The organism is Sporichthyaceae bacterium (assembly GCA_036493475.1).
Taxonomy (GTDB): Bacteria; Actinomycetota; Actinomycetes; order Sporichthyales; family Sporichthyaceae; genus DASQPJ01.
Window position 1 is genome coordinate 1 of record DASXPS010000035.1, and the last position, 20,474, is coordinate 20,474.

The following is a 20,474-nucleotide window of genomic DNA, read 5'->3' on the forward strand; positions in this document are numbered from 1 at the left end:
TGCGGATGCGCGGGCGGGCGTGCAAGTCGTCGTCCATCGGATAAAAGTCGCCGGCCAGCCGGGAGACCACCGGTTGCGCGCCCCACAGCGACACCGCGAACACGACCGCCATGAGCAGATCACTGAGCACCGGCTGCAGGACGTAGAGCAGGGTGCTGCCGCTGGCGAAGGCGAATGCGGTCTTCGCGGTCAATCCGAGCGCGGCGAGCCACAACAGCGTCGAGGTCCGGCGACCGGTGGCGATGCGCCACCCGACCAGGCCGTAGCACCACAACAGCGCGGAGATCAGCGCCGCCGACACGCCCCAGACCTGCAGACTGATGTAGAACAAAACGGACGGGATCAACGACACGGTGGCGATCGTCGTGGCGATGTGCCGCATGACCGTCTTCAGCGCGGGTCGGAGCGGAGCCGGTGCGATCGGCAGGCTCGGCGCGACAGCCAGCGACATCTATCTCCTCGGGTTGGCATATGAGTACCCGCCTGAGATACGAGGATGCTGTGTTCAACGCCTCAATGTGCTTTGTTTCACCGACTGTTGTCGCTCAGGACAAGTACGTGCCATGTCCCTCGGTGACTGCGCCGTGTTCGTCCAGGGTGAGCACCTCGCAGACCAATCGGCCCAGTTGGTTCCGATAGTTGATGACCAGGGTGTGCACCCCGGCGTAGACGCCGAGCACCTCGAAGTGCAGGTCGGTGATCTTCCTCAGCGCGAAACTCCAGTAATCGCGCAGCGCCGCCTTGCCGCGCACCACGCCGTCGCCACCGAGCAGGGACTGCGCCACCGGCGAGGTGAACACCACGTCGTCGGTGAAGTGCTCGAGGATGCGCTCCACGTCGTGGGAGTTCCAGTCCGCCACCCAACGGTCGGCGAACTTCTGCGCCTCGGCGTGTTCCATCGGTAGGTCCCTTCCTGGTGCCGGCGCGCCGGCCGGGTTTGCTGGTAGCCCGCATCTAACCTGGCCGAATGCCCCGACCGCTCGCGGTTATTGACCTGTTCGCCGGCTGCGGCGGCATGACGTCGGGGTTCGTGCGGGAAGGCTTCAGCCCGGTGCTGGCCGTGGAGTGGGACCTGGCCGCGGCCGCCACCTACGCTGCCAACCACGGCGCGGACCACACCGTGTGGGGCGACATCGCCGACGTGGCCGACGCCGACATCCCCCGCGCCGACGTGGTCATCGGCGGACCGCCGTGCCAGGGCTTCTCCAACCTCGGCTCGCGCGACGTGCACGACCCGCGCAACAAGCTCTGGCAGCAGTATCTGCGGGTGGTGGTGGCGGCCCGGCCGAAGATCTTCGTGATCGAGAACGTGGATCGCTTCCGGTCCAGCACCGAGTTCGCGCTGCTCACCCGCGAGGCCGCGGGCGGCATGATCGCCGACTACACGCTCACCGAGGGCCTGCTGCTCGCCGCCGACCATGGCGTCCCGCAACGGCGGGTGCGCACCTTCGTGATCGGCTCCCGGATCGGGCCGGTGGAGCTGCCTGCCCCCAGCCACGCCCGCGATCCCGGCCCCGGCCGGCCGGCGTGGCGCACGGTGCGCGACGCGATCGGTGACGAGGCGCGCTTCCCGCGCCGGCCGGCGGGCACCGAGCTGCCCGCGTCCCGCACCACATTCTTCGGGCGCAGCGTGCCCGGCCTGTTCAAAGGTCGCGACCTGCACTTCGGACGCAAGCCCCGGGAACTGTCCCTGATGCGCTACGACTGCGTGCCGCCCGGCGGCGGCCGCTTCGATCTGCCCGACGAGCTGTTGCCGCGCTGCTGGCGGGACAAGCCGACCGGCACCACGGACGTGATGGGCCGCATGCGGTGGGACGCCCCGTCGCTGACGGTGCGTACCGAGTTCTTCAAGCCGGAGAAGGGCCAGTACCTCCATCCGCAGTGGGACCCGGGCCGCCCCGGCCGGCGGGTGAACCGGGTCATCACGCACGCTGAGGCGGCGGCGCTGCAGGACTTCGACTCCGACTACCTGTGGTGCGGCTCCAAGACCGAGATCGCCAAACAGATCGGCAACGCGGTACCGGTCGGGTTGGCCGCGGCCGTGGCCCGACGGGTGCGGGCGGCGTTGAGCTGACCCCGCGTCAGTCCAGGTCGGAAGCGGCGCTCGGGATCGAGGTGGCGGCACCGCCGTCGTCGCCCGAGGAATCCTCGCTGCCCGCCGAGGGGCTCGGCGAGGCCGTCGCGGGGACGTCGTTGTCGTCGCCGTAACTTTGATCGGCGGTCCGGGCGGTCGCCCAGTCACCCATGCGCTGCGGGCAGGACAGGCTCAGCCGCAGCTGCACCTCGTCGGCCAATGACTGCAGCGTGGAGGCCCCGTCCGAGTCCGAGCCGGCCTTGGTGCGTTGTTCGGTGACCAGCTTGCTGAAATCGTCGGGTGAGGAGTGGCACAGCGTGCTCAGCGCCTCGCTGAACCCGGTGGCGGGGATCAGCAGTCCGGTCGGAATGGACAGCTGCTGCGCGGCGTCGCGGTAGTCCGAGTATGCGACATCCTTGAACGCGTAGGGGTCCGCGGCCGTCGAGTCGGGGGCGGCCGTCTGCTTGCTCGCGGCCTCTGCCGAGGTGCCGGCGAGTGGCGAATGTCCGCACCCGGCCAATCCCGCCAGCGCGGCCACAGCGGCCAACGAGGCTAGGGATTTTCTGCGCATATGGCCCCCTTACCTGGACAGTAGGGCCGTCGCGATCGTGGTGTCAGCGCAACGGATGCAACCATGACCGGACCGGGGGCGAGTCCGGGGGCTTTGCTCTTCTTGTGAAGAAAGATGGTGCCCAGACGTGGCCCGGGTCAAACCCGGGGACCAACTGGAAATTCGCCGGGAACACTACCGGCCGGCACCTGGACCTCGATCTCCGCGGACAGCCAGGCGTCCTCGCGCAGCAGCTGCAGCCGGTCGCCGCTCCAGAACCGGCCGGGGTCATACCAACCGGCGTCCCGTCCCTCGGGCAGCAGCCCCATCGCCTGATAGGCCTTGGCCACCACCTCGGCGCAATAGGCGCTGCGCGCTTGACGGGCGCGGGCGGGTCGCGGTAGCCGGGCGGCCAGCCATTTCCCGGTCAGCGCGGCGGTGGACGGGAACGGGGTGCCGTTCAGCCGGGCGATGGTGCGCAGTAGCGCATCCTCCATGTCCCGGGTGATGCCGGCGTCCAACTGGCGCAGCCACGCGGCCTGGCCGTATTTCGCCGACCACACGGTGACCGCGTCGCGCAGGTCGTGCAGCTGCACGCCGCGGTGCGCGGTGCCGGTCCACACGTCGGGCAGCGCGCGGCCCAGCTCCGCATGCCACATCAGCGGCGGCAGGTCATCGAGCACCACGGCCATGCCGACGTGGTTCACCGGGGCGTTGGTGAACACCCGGATTGCGCGGTCGGCCGCGGCAGTGCCGCGGAACAGCCACAGGTCACCGGTGCGGCTGATGTCGACCGCTTCGTCGAGGGTGATCCGCGCGCCCTGCATATGACTACGGTAGGGCCGTGGAGTGGCGGAAACTGTGCGGCGTGGCCGGACTTCTCGGTGTCGTGGCCGGTGGCGTGCTGGTCGCCCGGGAACAGCGGGCGCGGGCCTCCTACACTCCGGAGGAGATCCGGGCCCGGTTGCGGGCCCGGCTGGCGGGCGCCTCGGCGCCCTCGCCCCCGTGAGCGTCAGCGAGCGAGGCCTCTCTTCCACCGACGACGTCGCCTGACTCAGCTCGCCCGGCGGCGTTGCTGCCGGCGTTTCTCCAGCCGGGCCAGCGTCGTCTCCAGATCCGCCCGCATGCGCTCGCGCATCCGGTTGAACATCCAGGCGCCCATCGGGAACGCCGGGATCTGCAACTCCAGCCCGCCGCGCATGCGCATGGCCAGGCCCTTGTCGTTGACCACGAACTTCTCGATCTCCGACCACGCGTAGTGCTTGGTGCCGAGCCAGCCGACCACTGCGACGTCCTCGCCGAGCAGCAGGCGCAGCCGGGCGGCGCGCAACGCAACCCCGGTCACCAGAACCGCGCCGGCGAAGCCGATGACCTTGTCGCGGGTGGAATCGCCCGCAATCGCCGCATAAACCAAAATCAGCGCGACCAGCGCCCAGGGCACCCAGGACGTCAGCCGCTGCATACCCAGCTGCCCGATCTCCTCCCGCGGCGTCACGCGCCGGAACGTTAGTCCACGTCCACCGACGCATGTCATGCGCAATAGGTGCTTGTCATGCGTCCATCCGACTGACAAAGCCCATCTGCGCATGACATGCGCATCCGGGGGGGCTCAGATCATGTGCGCCCGCCGCCAGATCAGCGCAGACGGTCCACCGATCAGCTTCTCCTCGCGCAGGAAGGCGGTGATGCGCTCGGCGCGCCAGCGGCGCGACTGTTGGTGGTACGGGTTGGACATGGCCGCGGAGCGGCCCGCGCGCGGATCGATGCCGACGGACTTGTACACCGCCGGGTCGATCATCGAGTCGATGATCAGGTAGGAGATCGCCGCGGTGAGCTGACGGTGCAGCTCGCGGAACGGCCAGCGCATGCCGGCCATCCGGCGGCTGACCTCCTCGCGGGCGAAGCGCACGTGCCGCGCCTCCTCGATCACGTGGATGCGGTTGACCTGACGGATCAGCGGCTGCAGCGACGGGTCGTCCATCATGATCCGCTGCACCCGGTCGGTGGTCTCCTCGGCGACCAGCACGGCGGCGAACATGGACGGGCCGCCCATCGCCGCCTTGGCGATGCGGGTGATCTCGTGGGTCAGCCGGGGCGGGCGGTAACGCGGGACGCCGAGCACTTCACAGGTGCGGGCGAACATGATCGAGTGCCGAGTCTCGTCGCCCAGTTCGGTGAGCGCGTACTGCGCGTGCGCACTGCGCGGATCCAGGTCGTAGGCGTAACGGGACAGCAGCTGCATGAGCACCAGCTCGAACCACAGCCCCACCGACATGCCACTGGCGATCTCGTGCTTGGACAGCTCGACGCGTTCCGCGGGGCTGAGTTGATCCCACAGCCCGGTGCCGTAGAGGGACACGTGCTCAGGGGTCATCCAGAACAAACCGGGCACCGGCGGGGTGTCCCAGTCGATGTCGGTGCCCGGGTCGTAGGAGTGCCGCGCCGAAGCCGTGAGCAGCCGACCGGCCACGGCCTCACGATGGGTGAACGGGTCCTCGGTGAGCGGGGGCATCAGTCTCTCCTGCCTGGTACGTGGTGTATCACCTATCAATGTTGGATGGTACACGCCGTACCACTCATCGGCTAGACTCTCGGTGTGATTCCGGACGGCGCCGCGCCCGAACCGGCGGCCACCGAGCCGCTGCGCGGCCAGGCTGCACGCTGGGCCGGGCAGCGGGACCGGCGTCGCGCGGAGTTCGTGGACGCCGCCCTCGGTGTCATCGCAGAGCAGGGGCCCACCGTCTCCGTGGAGGACATCGCCGCTCGGGTCGGGGTGGCTCGCACTCGGATATACCGGCACTTCACCGACCGCGCCGATTTGGAACGCGCGATCAGCGGGCGGGTGGCCCGACTGGTGGTGGCCGACCTCGAGCCGCTGTGGCACCCGCAGGGTTCGGCCCGACAGATGATCGCGGGCGCCATCGGCGCCTACGTGCGCTGGATCGGCGACAACCGCAATCTGTTCCTGTATCTGCACGCGCACGCCCGTCCCGCCCCCTCGAGCGTCAGCGAGAGAGGCCTCATCGACGACCCCAACGACCTGGACGCCGTGTCCGGGGTGCGCCGCGCGGTCGCCGCACACTTGTCCAGGCTGTTCGGCGGCTACCTGGGCTGGCTCGGCTTGGACGCCTCGGTGAGCACCGACCTCGGGCATGCCGTGGTCGGCATGGTCGAGTCGGTCGCCGACCGTTGGGCGGCCGGCGGCGGCACGGACCCCGACGTGGTGATCGCGCGGCTCGGCGAGTGGACCTGGGCGATGCTCGCCGAGACCCTCGCGGGCGCCGGCGTCACTCTCGACCCCGACCTGCCGCTGCCACCTCTGGGCTGAGGTGTCAGGGCGTCCGCAGATTCGCGGCCATCCGTTCGAGTACCGCGAGCGCGACATCAACCTGCGCCGGCTGGATGCCGTCCAGCGCGCGGGTGCGCAGCGCGTCGACGTCTGCGGATATCCGACCGTACGCGGCCTCGCCCTCCCCGGTGAGCGTGTAGGTCGACCCATCGGTCGCCGCCCAGTCCCGGCGTACCAGGTCGTCGACCACGTCGGTCTGGGTCACCGAGGCGGCCACCCAGAACGGCAACAGGGCCTCGGCGATGTCGGCGCGGCTGCACGGGCCGGTGCGCAGGGTGAGCAGCACCTGCCAGTGCCGGCGGCGTAATCCGTTTCGCTTGAGGGTGACGTCCAGCGCGGCGTCGAGCAGACCGTCGACGTGTTTGAGCCAACCCGCCAGGGAACGTTCCGGCGTGGTCACCGGCTGCCCCCCGAACACGCCGAGGACCGGGTACCGCGCGGGCACCCGGTCGACGGCCGCGAACTCACTTCTTGGACAGGCCCAATTGGACGATGCGACCCACGGCGCCGCGTACCTCGGCCGCGGTGGCACCGGCATCGGCCGCGCGGCTACCCGCCGTGGCCGCGACCAGGCTGGCCAGCGCCGCGGCATTGGCCTTGGCGTCCTTGGTGTTGCCCGCCACGGCCGCCAATGGTGCGGCAACGCCGCCGAGCACGGAGGCGCGCACCTTCTTGAACCGGGCGTCGCCCTCGGAGGCGGCGGTGTCCAGCACGCGGAGCACCGCCTCGTTGTCCTTCCAGAACCCGCTGATGCCGTCGACGATCTTGTCGACCGACGCGGCCGCCGCCCGGCCGGTCATGCTGGCGCCCTCGGCCAGGGACTTCAGCCCGGCGGCGTCCTTGGCCACGTCCGTGGCCAGGGCCAGCACCGCGGTCTCCACGTCCGCGAAGTACTGGTAGAAGGTCGCCGGGGAGGTTCCGACCTCGCGGACGACGTCGGTTACCCGCACGTCGCGGTACGGCATGGTCGCCAGCAATTTCTGGAGCGACTCGAGAATCCGGTCCCGCGTCTCCCGGGCGCGCCGCCCGGCCATGCGCTTGTCAACGGTGCGGAGCTTTACTTTCGCTGCGTCAGTTTTGGCCACGTCCGATAGCCAACCATAGATCTGACGTCCAGTCATCCTGACGGACCGTCTCTCTGGTTAGCGGACGGCAAGACTTCCCTGACGTCTTGATTTCACCGTCCGATCATGATCACGGGCCGGTGTCGCCTCCCCGGGGATTAACCCGGGGACGGTCGGGGAGACTGCTGGTCATGGATACCAACGCACTGGTGCTGGAGCTCTACGGACGCATTCCGCCGCTGGCCCACGAGGTGGTGAAGGGGTTGACCGCCGAGCAGTTGATGCACCGGCCGGCGCCGCACGCCAACCACATCGGCTGGCTGATCTGGCACACCGCCCGGGTGGAGGACCACCAGCCGGCCGAGGTCGGTGGCTACGAGCAGGTGTGGGTGTCGCAGGACTGGGCGGGCCGCTTCGGTGACCCGGTGGACCCCGACGACCACGGCTACGGCCACACCAGCGAGCAGGTCGCCGGGGTTCGGACGACCAGCGCCGAGGACCTGCTGGCCTACTCCGACGCGGTGCACGAACGCACTGTGAAGTTCCTGGGCGGGCTCACCGATGCCGACCTCGACCGCATCGTGGACCGCAACTGGGACCCGCCGGTCACCCTGGGCGTGCGGTTGATCAGCATTGCCGACGACTGCCTGCAGCACCTCGGTCAGGCGGCGTATCTGCGGGGGCTGCTCGTTGGCTGACGTGGCCGCGGTGCTGGACACCCTCGCCAACGCCGGCCCCTTCTTCGCCCTCGACCCGGACCCGCCGCCCGCCGCGGGCGCGGGCGACGGCCCCGCCTGGTACCGGTTCACCGAACTGCTCGACGACCCGACGCTGCTGGCTGTCCGGGTGGCCGCGGTGCGTGCCGCGATCGCCGAGCGGGCGGGCCTGGAGGTGGCGGACATCGACCCGCGCGCGGCGGCCTCGCTGGCCCACCTGGGGCTGACCTCGCGGGTGGTTTCCCCGGTCCTCGGTGGGGTGCTGCTCGCCGGTGAACTGGTGGAGTTCGACGCCGTTGCGCTGTGGTGGCGCGACGTGCTCGGCCCGGTGCCGCTGGCCGCGCCGGGATTGACCACCCGCCCGGTGGACCCGCGCGACGTGGCCACCGTGGCCGCGGCGTTGACCGCCGGCCCGGCCACCGCGCTGATCGAGGCCTTCGCGACCCACGGGGTGTCCCGCCGGGTGCTGTGGGGGAACCTGGCCTCGGCCGCCGCGGGCGCCTTGTCGATGCTGCGTCAGATCGCGCCGGGTGGACCCTCTGCGGTCGGGGAATTCGGCGCGGCGTTGTTCGCCCAGCCCGTGCTCAGCGACACCGGCGGGTTCGGCCCGACCGGCTTCCGGCGCAACAGTTGCTGTCTGTACTACAGAGTGCCCGGCGGCGGACTGTGCGGGGACTGCGTGCTCAAAAACCGGCCGGAACCAGCTCGGGCTGCGTCCGGTTGAGCTTCTTGCCGTTGAGCACGCGCTCGGCGAGCGGCGCGAACACGAGGCCGATCGTCGACCACAGGATCAGTTGGGCGGCCACCGAGTAGACCCGGAACTGGGCCAGCACGTCCGCCGGGAAGCCCGGGAAGACGATGTGGCCACTGGAGTCGGTCAGCGGCAGCGGCGTCTCCGTGGCGTGCCGGCCGTACTCATAGACATTGACGCGCAGCAGCCCCAACGACGGCAGCACCGCCATCGCCAGAATGATCACGCCCAGGTAGCCGAGCCCGGCGAGGATGCAGGCGTTCCAGTTGCCGAGCCGAAGGGCCATGATCTGCCCCAACCGCACCATGATCACCGCGGCGATCAGCGACGTGATCAACATGGTCAGGAACAGCGTCCCGCGGGTGTGGATGGTCTCGGGGTGTCCGATGGCCGGCGGGTTCGCCGGGTACTTCGCGAACGGCGCCAGGTAGATCACCACGAATCCGGCCGCGGCCACCAGCAGGGCCAGCGGACGCGGGCGGATGCGGCCGGTGCGCCCCAGGCACAGTGAGTAGGCCACCGCCAGCAGGCCGCCCATGGCGATGCCGAACACGATCATCCCCACGCCGATGCCGACGTTGCGCTGGATGGTGCGACTGAAGATGTCCGGCCCCGCCGCCTCCACGGGCAGGCCCGCCGCCTTGTCCAGCGCGGACTGCGCATCGTCCCGCGCGCTCTCGTAGTCGATGGCCCTCTGGATCACCGGCTCGGCGAACAACCGGGCAAAAATGAACGCGAGCAGCCCACCGCAACCACCGGCGAGCAACCCACGGAGAATGAGCTTGCGCTCCACGGCGAGATTCCCCGCTCTCGAAGGATCAGTGGCAGGGGAACCCGAGGAAGTGTCGGGCGTCGTGCACGAACTCGTGGACGACCATGCTCTTGCCGAACACCGAGGTCATGCCCTCGTCGACACCGATGAAGTAGTAGGCCATGGCGCACAGCACGGCGGTCCCGAACAGCCACGCCATGGCGGCGGGCAGGGTGACCACGACCGGCGTCGCGCGGAGATCCGAACTCGCGTTCGGCTGAGTGACACTCATGTCAGAAACTCCCTTCGGGGATCACGCGTCCCCTCGATCGATTGGGCTGCGTCGAGAGCCGGCGTCCTGACTCGCGTCGTGTACGACGCTCACAGTGGCGCGACCGTGCCGGACTTCCACCGGCTTCCCCAGCTCCCGCGCCTCGCCACAGTAGTGCTGCGGGGCGGTGGCACGCCAGGCGACCCGGAAGGGGGAGACTGAAGCCACGTACCGCAACCGAGGGGCACGGGTGGACCACTACCGGCAGGCCAACCTGCAGAACTGGGAGTCGCGGGTCCCGGTTCACCTGGCCGCGGACAGTGACGGCGTCCAGGCGCTGGTCGATGACCCCACCGCGTTGTCCACCGTGGTCGCCCACGACGCCGCGGTCCTCGGCGATCTCACCGGGCAGCGCGCCGTGCACCTGCAGTGCCACGTCGGCACCGACACGCTGTCGTTGGCCCGGCTGGGCGCGCAGATCACCGGGTTGGACTTCGCGCCATCCGCAATCAAGGCCGCGTGTCACGTGTGTGAACGTGCCGGGGTACCCGCCCGGTTCGTGGTCTCCGACGTCTACGACGCCGGGGTTGCACTGGACGGGGAGCGCTTCGACCTGGTCTACACCGGGGTCGGCGCGCTGTGTTGGCTGCCGGACATCGTCGGCTGGGCCCGGGTGGTGGCCGCATTGCTGGAACCCGGCGGGCGGCTGTTCGTCCGCGAGATGCACCCGGTGCTGTTCACCCTGGACGACGAGCGCGACGACGAACTGTTGGTCATCCGGTATCCGTACTTCAACACCGCCGAACCGCAGTTCGTGGATTCCCCGACCAGCAACTACCGGCCGGCGGAACTGGCCGCGCCGCAGCGCTACGTGTGGAACCACGGGCTCGGCGAGGTGATCACCGCGCTGATCGAGGCCGGGTTGCGGATCACCTCGCTGGTCGAGCACGACGAGGCGGAGTGGCACGCACTGCCTTGGATGGCACCCACCGCCGACGGCCGGTATGCGTTGCCGCCGGGTCGGGAACGGGTGCCGTTGATGTACACGATCACCGCTGTCCGCGAACGCCCCGCGGTGTGACGTGCGCGCCCGGTGGTCAGTCCCCGTGATGAAACCCGGTGCCGTTGCCGGCGCGCGCTGGATTCCCGGCCGCTCAGTCCCCGTGGTGCGGGGGCCGTTGCCGGCGCAGCCAGGCGTCGCGGTCCTCGGGCCGGTCGTCCTCGCCCCACCCCTGATCGGTGTCGTCCGTGCTGCGCTGCGGGAGCACGCGATCCGGGTCGGCCATACCCCCAGGATGCCGGCTTTCGGCCGGTCGCCCGCGGCGCCGTGATGCGGGAACGGTCCTCGGCCGCATTGTTGATGCTGCGACCCGCGCTCGTGGTGCTGCTGGTGACGGCGGACCCATTCCTGATCGGGCTGGCCCTACCCGACGTGATGAACGGTCTGGGGGTGCGTGCGGAGCAACTCAATCGGGGTACTGCGGTGCTCAGTGTGTATCTGGTGGGTGCCGCGGTGGGGGTGTGGACCACCGGGCGCACCCGGGTGCACCTCGGTGGGTGGTGGCCCGCGCCCACCTTGCTCGGGTTCGCGCTGGCCTCGGCGGTGGCGGGCAGCGTGCACCGCCTCGCGCCGTTCCTGGTGGCCCGCGGTCTGCAGGGTCTGGCCGCGGGTGCGCTGGTGCCGGTGGTCTGGCGCGCGGTGGACGACGCCCGGCGGGCGCTGGTTGCCCTGGCCGCGTGTGCGGTGCCCGCCCTGGGCCCGCTGCTGGGGATATTTCTGTTGTCCGCATGGTCCTGGCGGGCGGTGTGCTGGGCAGAGGCGATCCTGGCGCTGGCGCTGGCCTGGCGCTGGTGGCACACCCGAGGGGTGTCCGAAGCGGCCGGGGCGGACATCGGCCGACCGAATCGGCAGGTGATTGCAGCGGGCGCGGTGGCCGGGCTGGCCGCGACCGGACTGGCCGCCCTGGTGGTCTACGTCCCGCTGTTCACCCGCACCACCCGGGATCCGCACTCGGCCAGTGAGGCCGGGGCCATCAGCCTGCGAGGGTTGTTGGGGTTCGCGGTGGTGGCCGTTGCCGTGCTGATGCTGCGGCCAACCGCTACCCGGCGGCTGATCGTGGTGGGTCTGTTGCTCGCGGTGGGCGGGCTGTGCGGGCTGTCGTTCTGGAACGGCACCACGCTGCGCGGCATCGGCTGTTGGTTCGAGCTGATCGCGGTGGGTACCGGGCTGGGGTTGGTTTGTTTGCCGTTGGCGGCGTGGTGCGGCGGCGCGGCCAGAGCCGCGGGGGCTGCGCTGCTCGGCGCGGGCCTGGGCCTGGCGGCCCTCACCGCCGACGGGTTGATCGTGTTCCACGACCGGATGCGACACGTGTTGGACCCGGAGGACCTGTGTCCGACGGCGCCCGCGCAGTGCGCGGAGTACGAGCACGCCGCGCGCGAGGCGGTGTTGGACCAACTGCGCGCCGTGTTCGTCGGGGCCGCGCTGTGCGTCGCGGCGGCGGCCGTCATTGCCGCGCTGCTGTTGCGCGCACCCCGCCGGGTGCCGGCATGACCGGGTTGGTCGCCGCGCTGCGCGACGCGGTGCCGGACACCGACGACACCGTGCGGCGGCGCGCGGAGTACTCCTCGGATGCGTCCAACTACCGGCATGTGCCGGTGGCGGTGGTCTGTCCGGCCGATGCGGATCAACTGGCCGCGGCGGTGGCCGTGGCCGCCGCGCACGACGTGCCGGTGACCATGCGTGGCGCGGGCACCAGCGTGGCGGGCAACGCGATCGGACCGGGGGTGGTCATCGACTGCGCGCGGCGGATGAAGGCGGTGCTCGAGCTGGACCCGGACGCCCGCACCGCGCGGGTGCAACCGGGCGTCGTGCTGGATGCCCTGCAGGCGGCGGCCGCGCCGTACGGGCTGCGCTTCGGGCCGGATCCGTCCACCCATTCCCGCGCCACGCTGGGCGGGATGATCGGCAACAACGCCTGCGGCTCCCACTCCGTCGCGTGGGGTCGCACCGTGGACAATGTGCTCGATCTGGACGTGCTGCTCGCCGACGGCACCCGGCTGCGGGTCGGGCCGTTGGACAGCGCCGCGGCCGGGCCGGGCCGGGCGGCGGAGTTGCACCGGGCGCTGCACCAGTTGACGGATCGTCACGGCGCGGCGATCCGCACCGGGCTGGACCGCTTCGCGCGGCAATCCTCCGGTTACGGGTTGCACCACCTGTTGCCCGAGCGCGGCGCGAACCTGGCCCGGGCCTTGGTGGGGTCGGAGGGCACCTGCGCCGTGGTGCTCGCCGCGACCGTGACGTTGGTGCCGGTGCCGCGGCAACGCGCGCTGCTGGTGCTGGCCTTCGACGACCTGGCCGATGCCGCCGACGTGGGGCCCGCGATGGTCGCGTTGGGCCCGCTGACCTGCGAGGGCATGGACACCGCGCTGCTGCCACCGGGGGCCGACCCGGCAGCGGCGGGTCTACCGGCGGGCCGGGGCTGGTTGCTCTGCGAATTCGACGACGCCGACGCGGCACACGCCGCCGCGGCCCGCTTCGGTCGAGCTGCGGTGCTCACCGATCCGGCCGCCCGCGCCGCGGTGTGGCGGGTGCGCGAGGACGGCGCCGGGCTGGCCACCCGCGTGCCGGACGGCACCCGCGGCGGTACCCAGGCCTGGCCCGGCTGGGAGGACGCCGCCGTCCCGCCGGAGCGGCTGGGTGCCTATCTGCGTGACTTCCGTGACCTGATGCACCGTCACCAACGGCGGGGCGTGCTCTACGGGCACTTCGGTGACGGCTGTCTGCACGTGCGCATCGACTTCGACCTGCTGTCGGCCAACGGTGTGGCGCAGTTCCGGGCGTTTATTACCGAGGCTGCGGACCTGGCCGCCGCACACGGTGGCGTCGCCTCCGGCGAGCATGGTGACGGTCAGGCGCGGTCGGCCCTGTTGGCCCGCACCTACCCACCCGAGTTGATCGAGGCGTTCTCCGCGTTCAAGGCCGCGTGGGACCCGACCGGCCTGCTCAACCCGGGCATCCTGGTCGCCCCGCGGGCGGTCGATGCGGATCTGCGCCCCGGGCCGGCCAGACGCTCGTTGCCGGTGCTGTTCGCCTATCCGGAGGACGCCGGCTCGATGGAGAACGCCGCCCGTCGTTGTGTCGGGGTCGGCAAGTGCCGGTCGAACTCCGGTGGGGTGATGTGCCCGAGCTACCGGGCCACCGGGGACGAGAAGGACTCCACCCGCGGACGGGCCCGGGTGCTGCAGGAAATGCTGCGCGGTGAGCTGATCACCGACGGCTGGCGGTCGACCGAGGTGCGCGATGCGCTGGACCTCTGCCTGGCCTGCAAGGGGTGTCGCAGCGATTGCCCGGTCGGGGTGGACATGGCCACCTACAAGGCGGAGTTCCTGCACCACCATTACCGGCGTCGGCCCCGCCCCGCGGCGCATGTGTCCATGGGATGGCTGCCGCTGTGGGCGCGCCCGGCGGGCCGACTGCCCGCGGTGGCGAACCTGCTCGGCCGCAGTCGCTGGTTGCGCCGCGCCGCGGGTCTCACCGACGCCCGGTCGCTGCCGAGATTCGCCGCGCCATCACGACTGCCCGCCACCGGTGGCCCGGCCGACGGCCCGCCGGTGGCGCTGTGGGTGGACACGTTCACCGCTGCGTTCGCCCCGCACCTGGCGGTGGCCGCCTTCGACGTGCTGACCGCGGCCGGCCTGCGGGTGCAGGTGCTCGACGGCCGGCCTTGTTGTGCCCTGACCTGGGTGCACTCCGGGCAGTTGACGGTGGCCCGTCGGGTGCTGCGGCGCACCCTGGACTCCTTGGCGCCGCCGGCCGCCGCGGGGTTGCCGATCGTCGGCCTGGAACCCAGTTGCACGGCGGCGCTGCGTACCGACCTGCCCAACCTGCTCGCCGACGACCCGCGTGCCGGGACGGTGGCCGCAGCGGTGCTGTCGGTGGCCGAGGCACTCGAGCGGTTCGCGCCGGGCTGGCCCCCGGCCGGTGAGCTACGCACCGCCGGGCCGGTGATCGCCCAGGTGCACTGCCACCAGCACGCCGAGCGCGGCTTCGGCAGCGAGACCCGGTTGCTGGCCGCGGCCGGCGTCGAGGTGCAGGTGCTCGACGCGGGGTGTTGCGGTGGGGCGGGGGCCTTCGGCTTCGAACGTGAGCACTACGAGGTATCCGTGGCCGTGGCCCGTCAGGGTGTGCTGCCGGCCCTGGCCGATGCCCCGGACGGGGCGGTGGTGCTCGCCGACGGGTTCAGTTGCCGCGGCCAACTGACGCATCTGACGCAGCGTCGGATCGTGCATCTGGTCGAACTGTTACGCACCGCGGTGCCCGCCGGAGCCGACCGGATGGGATCCTGAACCGGTGGGTGTCCGCAAGCTGCGTGGGGGACGGCATGCAGGGCCGGTCGTTCCCGAGGAGCTGACCGACTCGACGTTCAACTCGTTGGGTGAGGCACCGGCGGTGTTGTTGGCCGCGGCGTTCGGGGCCGACGCACTGGCCGCGCTGCAGAGCGTGCCCCGCCCGGGCGGTTCCCCGGTGGTGGCCGGCGCGCGGCTGGCGTTGGCCGCCGAGCGACTGCTGGCACTTGACGAGGGCGAGCGTGCGGCGCTGTCCCAGGTGATCTCCAGTGCGCACCCCGCGTTGGGCGCTTACCTGACCCAGACGCTGGCCGCGGGGCGCGGCGCGGTGGCCGTGTCCCGGTTGGCCGATCGGGTGGGCGTCCACCGGCGCGACGTGGGCTGGCTGCACCATCACCTCGGGGTACTCGGCGGGATCCCCGGTCCGGCAACGTTCACCGACGACGACGGTGCCCGGCTGAGGCTGCGTCAGCAGGCCTCCGCCGTCGCCGGGGCCACCGCGGTGGTGCTGATGCGAGCGCTGCTCGACCCGGCCTACGGACTGTGGTTGACCGCCGGTATCCATCTCGAGCCCGACCGCGAACCGGATGGCTGGGCGTTCGAGCAACGCTTCCGGGCGCAGCAGAACGCGGTGCATTCGGCGATCAGCCGGCAGGTCGTGGGCCCGATGGCCTGGCCCCGTTTCCTGGGCACCCCGCCGACCGCGCTGGCCCGCTTCATCAACCGATTCGCGGGCTTGACCGGGTATCGGTTCGGGTGGGTGGCCCTCGACGACGTCGGGGATGAGCGCAAGAACGCGGCGCTCGCCGTGCTGAGCGCCGCGCTGATGGCCGGCGTCCCGGTACCGGTGTATCTGGGCCGCCCCGCCGACCGGCACGTGGTGCTGGCGCTGCCCGGGCCGGCGACCGACCCGCCACCGGAGCACCTTCGGGTTTACGACCCGGCCGCCGGCGCGGTGCTGGACGTCGCCGCATCCTCGTGGGCCGCCGGTGCGGCCGGGGTGAGCGGCTGGGAACGGCTGGAGGGCGTGGTAGTGCCGCGGCGCCGGGAGAACTGAGGATTCGTCAGGCGAGCTGCGGGGTCAGGTCCAACCGATAGCCGTGGCCGCGCAGTGTGGTGATGCCGGGTACCCGGGCCGGCGGTTCGGTGCGTCCGGCAGCAGCATCCAATCGGCGGCGCACCGCCGCGATATGCACATCGAGAGTCTTGGTGGAGCCGAACCAGTTCTCGTCCCACACGTCGGCCATCAGTACCTCGCGGCTCACCGCGTGGCCGGCCGAGCGGGCCAGGCGGGCCAGCAGATCGAATTCCTTGGCCCGTAGCTCCACCTCCGACCCACCCACCGAACAGCGCCGGGCGTGCGGATCGAGCACCAGGTCCCCGTCGCTGAACACCTCGCTGGGCGCTGAACCGTCCGCGGACAGCCGCCGCAGGTGCGCCCGGATGCGGGCGATGAGTTCGGTCATGCCGAACGGCTTGGTGATGTAGTCATCGGCGCCGGCCTCCAGGCCGACCACCACGTCCATTTCCTCGCGCCGCGCAGTCAGCATCACCAGCACACAGCCGGGCTGACGCACCCGCAGGTCTCGGCAGACCTCGACACCGTCCCGGTCCGGCAGGCCCAGGTCCAGCAACACCAGGTCGAAGGAGGTGCGGGTGGCCTCGATCAGCGCACTACCGCCGGTGCGTTGCCACACCACGTTGTGCCCGTTCGCGCGCAACGCCGCATCTACCCGGCGTCCGATCGCCTCGTCGTCCTCCACCAGCAACAATCGCGCCACGCACCGAAGGGTATGGCGCGGGAGTCGGCGTCGTCTGCGCGGGCGGTTAGCTGACGGCCAAACCAATCTTCATACCTGGTACACAGGGTGCGTCGGTCGGGCTCGGCGTCGACAATGAGCCCCGCGTCGGGGCGCGACGCGGCCTGGAGAGATCTGAGGGTGTGCATGACGGATCACGCGGCGGTGCCCGGGGCACCGACGGTGAGCCGACCCGTCGCGGTGGTTGCCGCGCTGGTCGCGGGCGGCGTGGCGTTGGATGTGTTGGTCCATCACGCCGAGGTGACCAACGCCCTGCTCGGGGTGCGCGGGGCGGACCGGCAGTGGCTGGCCATCGCCGGCCTGGCCGCGATGGCCCTGTGGATCACCGGTACCGCCACGCAGTTGGGCGTGTTGCGCATCACCCCGCCGGTAGGTCGACTGTTCGCCGTCCAGGTGGCCGCTTCGTTCGCGAACAGCCTGGTGCCCGGCGGCGTGGGCGGCATGGCGGTCAACGTCCGTTTCCTGCGCCGACACGGGCTGAACACCCGGGCGGGCATGGCCGCGGTGGGCATGAACTCTCTCGCCGGGCTGCTGGCTCACCTGGCGTTGTTGGCCGGAGTGGCCATCGCGGTGCCGGGGCGTTTCCACGAGGTGTGGCGCACGCTGAACGGCGACGTGCACGCGGCTATGTCCCGGCACCTGTTGGTCGGCTGCGGGGTGGTGGCGGCCCTGTTGCTGCTGGCCACGCTGGTCGCGGTGCTGCGTCGACGCGAGGTCCTGCGCGCCCGGGGTGAAGCGGTGCGCGCGGAGTTGGCCGCACTGCGGGACGTGCTGCGCCACCCGCGTCGTGCGGTGGCGTTGTGGGTGGGTGCGTTGGCGACCCCACTGCTGCACTGCCTGGTGCTGTTCGCGGTGCTGCACAGCCTCGAGGTGGGGATCAGCCCGATGACCGCGACCGCGGTCTACCTCACCGTGTCAACCGTGGCCGCGTTGATTCCCGCGCCCGGTGGGCTGGGCACCTTCGACGTGCTGCTCACCGGAGCGCTGGTCGCGGTCGGCGTGTACGGTCCCGCCGCGGTCGGTGCGGTGGTCGCCTACCGGTTGGTCACGGTGTGGCTGCCGCTGGTGCCCTCGGGCTGTGTGTTCGCGTTCCTGCTGCGCCGACGCGTCATCTGAGCGTGTGGTGATCACGCCGGCCAGTCCGCGGGCCAGCAGGGCGAGGGCCACCCCGGCAACCACGTCGAGCACGTAATGGTTGGCGGTGGCCACCACGGCCGTGCCGGTGAGCACCGGGTGCAGCACCGCGGGCGCGCGCAGGCTGTGCAGCCGGCCGGTGTGAGCGGTGATCGCCCACACGGTGAACACCACCCAGGTCGCCCAGGCCAGGTGCAGCGAGGGCATCGCCGCGTATTCGTCGGGCGGCGGATGCGCGGCCTGGCCGGTGCCCAGCGCGACGGCGATCGAGTCGGAGAATCCGGCCCCGGGCAACAGCCGCGGCGGGGCCACCGGGCACACCGCGAACACGATCAGGCCGGCCACGTTGGTCAGCACCAAGGTGTTGCGGGCCACCCGGTACACCGCTGGTGCAGCGAACCAGCACCACGCCAGCACACTCATGGCCAGCGTCAGGTGCGCCAGTTGGTACCACCAGGAGGCGATATCCCGCAGCGTCAGATGATGGGCGAGCCAGACATTGGCGGTGTGCTCCCAGTCCAGGTGCAGTCGACGTTCGGCACCGAGCACCGCCTGCCCGTCCGCCAACGCCTGCTCCCGGCGCGGCGCGGCGTGCCTGCGCACCCGGTCGTAGGCGAACAGCAGCAGCGCCACCACGACCAGCTCACCCGCGAGATGGGGACGAGGCGCGTCCCCTGCGCGCGCCAGTGCCGCGCGCCGCGGCAGGACCTCGCTGCTCACGCGGGTACGGCAACCGTTGTGTCGGCCAACGCGTACAGCTGGTGGGTACGGGTCAGCACGGTGTCCCAGTCCAGCGGCGGTGCGACGGACCGGTTGTGTGCGGCGATCGCGGCCCGTCGGGCCGGGTCGGTGGCCAGCGCGGCCAACTGCGCGGCCATCTGTGTGTCGTCCCGGGCGAGCAGACCCTCCCGGCCGTGCGCCACGAACTCCACCGTGCCACTCTGCGCCCGGGCCAGCACCGGTACCCCCGCGCAGCGCGCCTCCAGCGCCGCGATGCCGAACGACTCCAGCACCGCCGGGGCCAGGAACATGTCCGCGCGGGCCAGCGCGCGACGCACATCCGCCCGTGGCCGGACCCCCGCCAGCACCACCTCGGAGTGCAGCTGATGGCGGGTCAACCAACGCTGCATGCGGGGTCGCATCGGGCCGTCACCGAGCACCAGCAGGCGCAGCCGGACCTCGGCGGGCAGCTGTGCGCGCGCGTCGCGCAGGATGCGCAGCAGCGGCAGCGACCGTTTGCGGGAGGTCAGTCGCATCACCGCTACCGCCACCACGTCGCGCGTCTCGCGGGGGGTGGGCGTCACCTGCCAGGCGGCTACGTCCACCCCGTTCGGCAGTACGTGCACGGGGGTATCGCCGAGCATGCCGCGCAGCGGCGCGGCCGCCACCTCACTGACCGCGGTCCACACCGCCGGCCAGGTCGGCCATCGCCACACCCCGCGGAACAGTTGGAAGCCGGCCTCGGCGGGGCCGAGGATTGAGTGCATGGTGAATACCGTTGGCAACTCGGCGGCCAGCGCGGCTGCGGTGAACGCCAACGGCGAGAAGGGCGCGCCGTGCACGTGCACCACGTCGAAGCGGCCGGTCCGCAATGCTTGGCGCAGCACGGCGCGCACCGGGGCCCTCATGCCGGGCATGGTGCCCGCCTCGGCCAACCGGTGTACCACCACACCGGCTCCGACGGTGCCGCCGTCCTGGCCGGGCCGGCGCGGCGTGGAGGTCAACACCGTTACCCGATGGCCGGCGGCGACCTGTCGGGCGGCCAGGTCACGGACCTGCAACTCGATGCCGCCGCAGCGCGGCAGGTAGAAATCGGTGACATGGGCGATGCGAAGTGGACGGTGGGCGACCGGGCCGGGCACCGCGGGCAGGGCGACCGCGCCCACCGGTGGAGCTGACATGACCTTCACTCTCGTCTCGTTTCACGCCCACCCCGACGACGAGACGTTGCTCACCGGCGGCACCCTGGCGCGGGCAGCGGCCGAAGGGCATCGCGTGGTGCTGGTGGTGGCCACCGCCGGCGAGGCCGGTCTGGCGGCCGACAGCGGCGGGCGTCTCGGCGCGCGCAGGCTATGCGAGCTCAGGCAAGCGGCCGGTGAACTCGGCTGTGCGCGTGTCGAGGTCCTCGGGTATCCGGACTCGGGTTCGCTGTCGCCGGCGCCCGCGGGTTCGTTCGCCGCGGTGCCGATCGCCGAACCGGCCGCTCGATTGGCCGCGATCCTGCGCGAGGAGGCCGCCGACGTGCTCACCGTCTACGACGCGGCAGGCGGGTACGGGCATCCCGATCACATCGCGGTGCACCACGTGGGGTTGGCCGCGGCCCGACTGGCGGGCACCCGATGCGTGCTGGCCGCGACTCTCGACCGCACCGCGTTGCGCCGGGCGGCCCGGTTGTTGTCGTGGCTGCCGCGGGTCCCGGCGGACTTCGGCCCGGACCGATTCGTGGCCGCGTACACCGCGCGCGAACAGCTCACCCACCGCATCGACGTGCGCGGTTACACCGACGCGAAACGACGCGCCATCGCCGCACACGTCAGCCAGCGGGGCGGCGGGGACTCCATCCGTACGCTGGCCATGTTGTTGCGGCTCCCCCGGCCGGTGTTCCACCGATTGTTGGGTGCCGAGTGGTTCGTCGAGATCGGCCGCCC

General features: G+C 71.4%; 24 protein-coding genes, 1 pseudogene and 1 riboswitch. Of the genes and pseudogenes, 11 read left to right on the top strand and 14 right to left on the bottom strand.

The window, feature by feature from the left end:
* A partial coding sequence (locus VGJ14_04180) for a hypothetical protein (protein ID HEY2831599.1) occupies positions 1–451 on the bottom strand: 451 nt, incomplete at its 3' end.
* Between the two features lie 94 nt (positions 452–545).
* Complete coding sequence (locus VGJ14_04185; GenBank protein HEY2831600.1) at positions 546–899, bottom strand: nuclear transport factor 2 family protein; 354 nt, start codon at positions 897–899, stop codon at positions 546–548.
* A 68-nt stretch (positions 900–967) separates the two neighbouring features.
* Between VGJ14_04185 and VGJ14_04190 the strand changes: the two genes are divergently transcribed.
* Entirely contained in the window at positions 968–2,074 is a 1,107-nt protein-coding gene (locus VGJ14_04190; protein ID HEY2831601.1) for a DNA cytosine methyltransferase, read from the top strand.
* A 7-nt stretch (positions 2,075–2,081) separates the two neighbouring features.
* Here VGJ14_04190 and VGJ14_04195 read toward each other — a convergent pair whose 3' ends face one another.
* Both VGJ14_04195 and VGJ14_04200 read right to left on the bottom strand, forming a co-directional pair.
* Entirely contained in the window at positions 2,082–2,645 is a 564-nt protein-coding gene (locus VGJ14_04195) for a hypothetical protein (protein HEY2831602.1), read from the bottom strand.
* Between the two features lie 137 nt (positions 2,646–2,782).
* Positions 2,783–3,451 (bottom strand): hypothetical protein, encoded by a 669-nt coding sequence (locus VGJ14_04200; GenBank protein ID HEY2831603.1) that lies wholly within the window; start codon positions 3,449–3,451, stop codon positions 2,783–2,785.
* 17 nt (positions 3,452–3,468) lie between these two features.
* Between VGJ14_04200 and VGJ14_04205 the strand changes: the two genes are divergently transcribed.
* Entirely contained in the window at positions 3,469–3,633 is a 165-nt protein-coding gene (locus VGJ14_04205; protein HEY2831604.1) for a hypothetical protein, read from the top strand.
* A gap of 45 nt (positions 3,634–3,678) precedes the next feature.
* On the opposite strand, the gene VGJ14_04210 is transcribed toward VGJ14_04205, so the two are convergent.
* Both VGJ14_04210 and VGJ14_04215 read right to left on the bottom strand, forming a co-directional pair.
* A complete protein-coding gene (locus VGJ14_04210) occupies positions 3,679–4,119 on the bottom strand; it encodes a hypothetical protein (GenBank protein HEY2831605.1) in 441 nt (146 codons plus the stop codon).
* Between the two features lie 114 nt (positions 4,120–4,233).
* The gene (locus tag VGJ14_04215) at positions 4,234–5,136 is read right to left on the bottom strand and encodes a diiron oxygenase (protein ID HEY2831606.1); all 903 of its coding nucleotides are present in this window, start codon (positions 5,134–5,136) and stop codon (positions 4,234–4,236) included.
* An 84-nt stretch (positions 5,137–5,220) separates the two neighbouring features.
* On the opposite strand from VGJ14_04215, the gene VGJ14_04220 reads away from it, so the two are divergent.
* The gene (locus VGJ14_04220; protein ID HEY2831607.1) at positions 5,221–5,952 is read left to right on the top strand and encodes a helix-turn-helix domain-containing protein; all 732 of its coding nucleotides are present in this window, start codon (positions 5,221–5,223) and stop codon (positions 5,950–5,952) included.
* Between the two features lie 4 nt (positions 5,953–5,956).
* On the opposite strand, the gene VGJ14_04225 is transcribed toward VGJ14_04220, so the two are convergent.
* Together VGJ14_04225 and VGJ14_04230 are read right to left on the bottom strand one after the other, a co-directional pair.
* Positions 5,957–6,373: a MarR family winged helix-turn-helix transcriptional regulator gene (locus tag VGJ14_04225; protein ID HEY2831608.1), complete on the bottom strand. Its 417-nt coding sequence runs from the start codon at positions 6,371–6,373 to the stop codon at positions 5,957–5,959.
* A 64-nt stretch (positions 6,374–6,437) separates the two neighbouring features.
* On the bottom strand, positions 6,438–7,058 hold the full coding sequence (locus VGJ14_04230; protein HEY2831609.1) for a hypothetical protein: 621 nt from the start codon (positions 7,056–7,058) through the stop codon (positions 6,438–6,440).
* Positions 7,059–7,228: 170 nt separating this feature from the next.
* Between VGJ14_04230 and VGJ14_04235 the strand changes: the two genes are divergently transcribed.
* Entirely contained in the window at positions 7,229–7,735 is a 507-nt protein-coding gene (locus VGJ14_04235) for a DUF664 domain-containing protein (protein HEY2831610.1), read from the top strand.
* A gap of 1 nt (position 7,736) precedes the next feature.
* The gene (locus tag VGJ14_04240) at positions 7,737–8,477 is read left to right on the top strand and encodes a (2Fe-2S)-binding protein (GenBank protein ID HEY2831611.1); all 741 of its coding nucleotides are present in this window, start codon (positions 7,737–7,739) and stop codon (positions 8,475–8,477) included.
* Here the strand turns inward: VGJ14_04240 and VGJ14_04245 are convergent.
* Both VGJ14_04245 and VGJ14_04250 read right to left on the bottom strand, forming a co-directional pair.
* A complete protein-coding gene (locus VGJ14_04245) occupies positions 8,437–9,297 on the bottom strand; it encodes a CbtA family protein (protein HEY2831612.1) in 861 nt (286 codons plus the stop codon). The genes VGJ14_04240 and VGJ14_04245 overlap by 41 nt on opposite strands.
* A gap of 25 nt (positions 9,298–9,322) precedes the next feature.
* Positions 9,323–9,547 (bottom strand): CbtB-domain containing protein, encoded by a 225-nt coding sequence (locus tag VGJ14_04250; GenBank protein HEY2831613.1) that lies wholly within the window; start codon positions 9,545–9,547, stop codon positions 9,323–9,325.
* A 60-nt stretch (positions 9,548–9,607) separates the two neighbouring features.
* A riboswitch (cobalamin riboswitch) is annotated at positions 9,608–9,676 on the bottom strand.
* 100 nt (positions 9,677–9,776) lie between these two features.
* Here VGJ14_04250 and VGJ14_04255 point away from each other — a divergent pair.
* The gene (locus VGJ14_04255) at positions 9,777–10,607 is read left to right on the top strand and encodes a class I SAM-dependent methyltransferase (GenBank protein ID HEY2831614.1); all 831 of its coding nucleotides are present in this window, start codon (positions 9,777–9,779) and stop codon (positions 10,605–10,607) included.
* 73 nt (positions 10,608–10,680) lie between these two features.
* Here the strand turns inward: VGJ14_04255 and VGJ14_04260 are convergent, their stop codons facing one another.
* Complete coding sequence (locus VGJ14_04260; protein HEY2831615.1) at positions 10,681–10,812, bottom strand: hypothetical protein; 132 nt, start codon at positions 10,810–10,812, stop codon at positions 10,681–10,683.
* 44 nt (positions 10,813–10,856) lie between these two features.
* Here VGJ14_04260 and VGJ14_04265 point away from each other — a divergent pair, with 44 nt between their 5' ends.
* From VGJ14_04265 to VGJ14_04275, 3 genes are read left to right on the top strand one after another with little or no spacing between them, the layout of a single operon-like run.
* Complete coding sequence (locus VGJ14_04265) at positions 10,857–12,077, top strand: MFS transporter (protein HEY2831616.1); 1,221 nt, start codon at positions 10,857–10,859, stop codon at positions 12,075–12,077.
* Positions 12,074–14,872 carry an FAD-binding and (Fe-S)-binding domain-containing protein gene (locus VGJ14_04270; GenBank protein HEY2831617.1) on the top strand — a complete coding sequence of 933 codons (2,799 nt, stop codon included), beginning with the start codon at positions 12,074–12,076 and terminating at the stop codon, positions 14,870–14,872. The genes VGJ14_04265 and VGJ14_04270 overlap by 4 nt, the downstream gene beginning before the upstream one ends.
* 4 nt (positions 14,873–14,876) lie before the next feature.
* The gene (locus tag VGJ14_04275; protein ID HEY2831618.1) at positions 14,877–15,929 is read left to right on the top strand and encodes a hypothetical protein; all 1,053 of its coding nucleotides are present in this window, start codon (positions 14,877–14,879) and stop codon (positions 15,927–15,929) included.
* Positions 15,930–15,936: 7 nt separating this feature from the next.
* Here the strand turns inward: VGJ14_04275 and VGJ14_04280 are convergent, their stop codons facing one another.
* On the bottom strand, positions 15,937–16,653 hold the full coding sequence (locus tag VGJ14_04280; GenBank protein HEY2831619.1) for a response regulator transcription factor: 717 nt from the start codon (positions 16,651–16,653) through the stop codon (positions 15,937–15,939).
* A gap of 165 nt (positions 16,654–16,818) precedes the next feature.
* On the opposite strand from VGJ14_04280, the gene VGJ14_04285 reads away from it, so the two are divergent.
* Positions 16,819–17,808 carry a lysylphosphatidylglycerol synthase transmembrane domain-containing protein gene (locus VGJ14_04285; GenBank protein HEY2831620.1) on the top strand — a complete coding sequence of 330 codons (990 nt, stop codon included), beginning with the start codon at positions 16,819–16,821 and terminating at the stop codon, positions 17,806–17,808.
* Between the two features lie 42 nt (positions 17,809–17,850).
* Here VGJ14_04285 and VGJ14_04290 read toward each other — a convergent pair.
* Together VGJ14_04290 and VGJ14_04295 are read right to left on the bottom strand one after the other, a co-directional pair.
* Positions 17,851–18,546, bottom strand: a pseudogene (locus VGJ14_04290) (phosphatase PAP2 family protein).
* Positions 18,543–19,727 (bottom strand): glycosyltransferase family 4 protein, encoded by a 1,185-nt coding sequence (locus tag VGJ14_04295; GenBank protein ID HEY2831621.1) that lies wholly within the window; start codon positions 19,725–19,727, stop codon positions 18,543–18,545. The pseudogene VGJ14_04290 and the gene VGJ14_04295 overlap by 4 nt, the downstream one beginning before the upstream one ends.
* Here VGJ14_04295 and VGJ14_04300 point away from each other — a divergent pair.
* The coding region (locus tag VGJ14_04300) for a PIG-L family deacetylase (GenBank protein ID HEY2831622.1) at positions 19,726–20,474 on the top strand (749 nt) is incomplete at its 3' end. The genes VGJ14_04295 and VGJ14_04300 overlap by 2 nt on opposite strands.

Bases quoted from the DNA above. Each gene is read 5' to 3' on its own strand.
- VGJ14_04215 (HEY2831606.1), bottom strand. From the start codon at position 5,136: ATGCCCCCGCTCACCGAGGACCCGTTCACCCATCGTGAGGCCGTGGCC.
- VGJ14_04285 (HEY2831620.1), top strand. From the start codon at position 16,819: ATGACGGATCACGCGGCGGTGCCCGGGGCACCGACGGTGAGCCGACCC.
- VGJ14_04200 (HEY2831603.1), bottom strand. From the start codon at position 3,451: ATGCAGGGCGCGCGGATCACCCTCGACGAAGCGGTCGACATCAGCCGC.
- VGJ14_04235 (HEY2831610.1), top strand. From the start codon at position 7,229: ATGGATACCAACGCACTGGTGCTGGAGCTCTACGGACGCATTCCGCCG.
- VGJ14_04250 (HEY2831613.1), bottom strand. From the start codon at position 9,547: ATGAGTGTCACTCAGCCGAACGCGAGTTCGGATCTCCGCGCGACGCCG.
- VGJ14_04260 (HEY2831615.1), bottom strand. From the start codon at position 10,812: ATGGCCGACCCGGATCGCGTGCTCCCGCAGCGCAGCACGGACGACACC.
- VGJ14_04270 (HEY2831617.1), top strand. From the start codon at position 12,074: ATGACCGGGTTGGTCGCCGCGCTGCGCGACGCGGTGCCGGACACCGAC.
- VGJ14_04195 (HEY2831602.1), bottom strand. From the start codon at position 2,645: ATGCGCAGAAAATCCCTAGCCTCGTTGGCCGCTGTGGCCGCGCTGGCG.
- VGJ14_04190 (HEY2831601.1), top strand. From the start codon at position 968: ATGCCCCGACCGCTCGCGGTTATTGACCTGTTCGCCGGCTGCGGCGGC.
- VGJ14_04265 (HEY2831616.1), top strand. From the start codon at position 10,857: ATGCGGGAACGGTCCTCGGCCGCATTGTTGATGCTGCGACCCGCGCTC.
- VGJ14_04185 (HEY2831600.1), bottom strand. From the start codon at position 899: ATGGAACACGCCGAGGCGCAGAAGTTCGCCGACCGTTGGGTGGCGGAC.
- VGJ14_04295 (HEY2831621.1), bottom strand. From the start codon at position 19,727: ATGTCAGCTCCACCGGTGGGCGCGGTCGCCCTGCCCGCGGTGCCCGGC.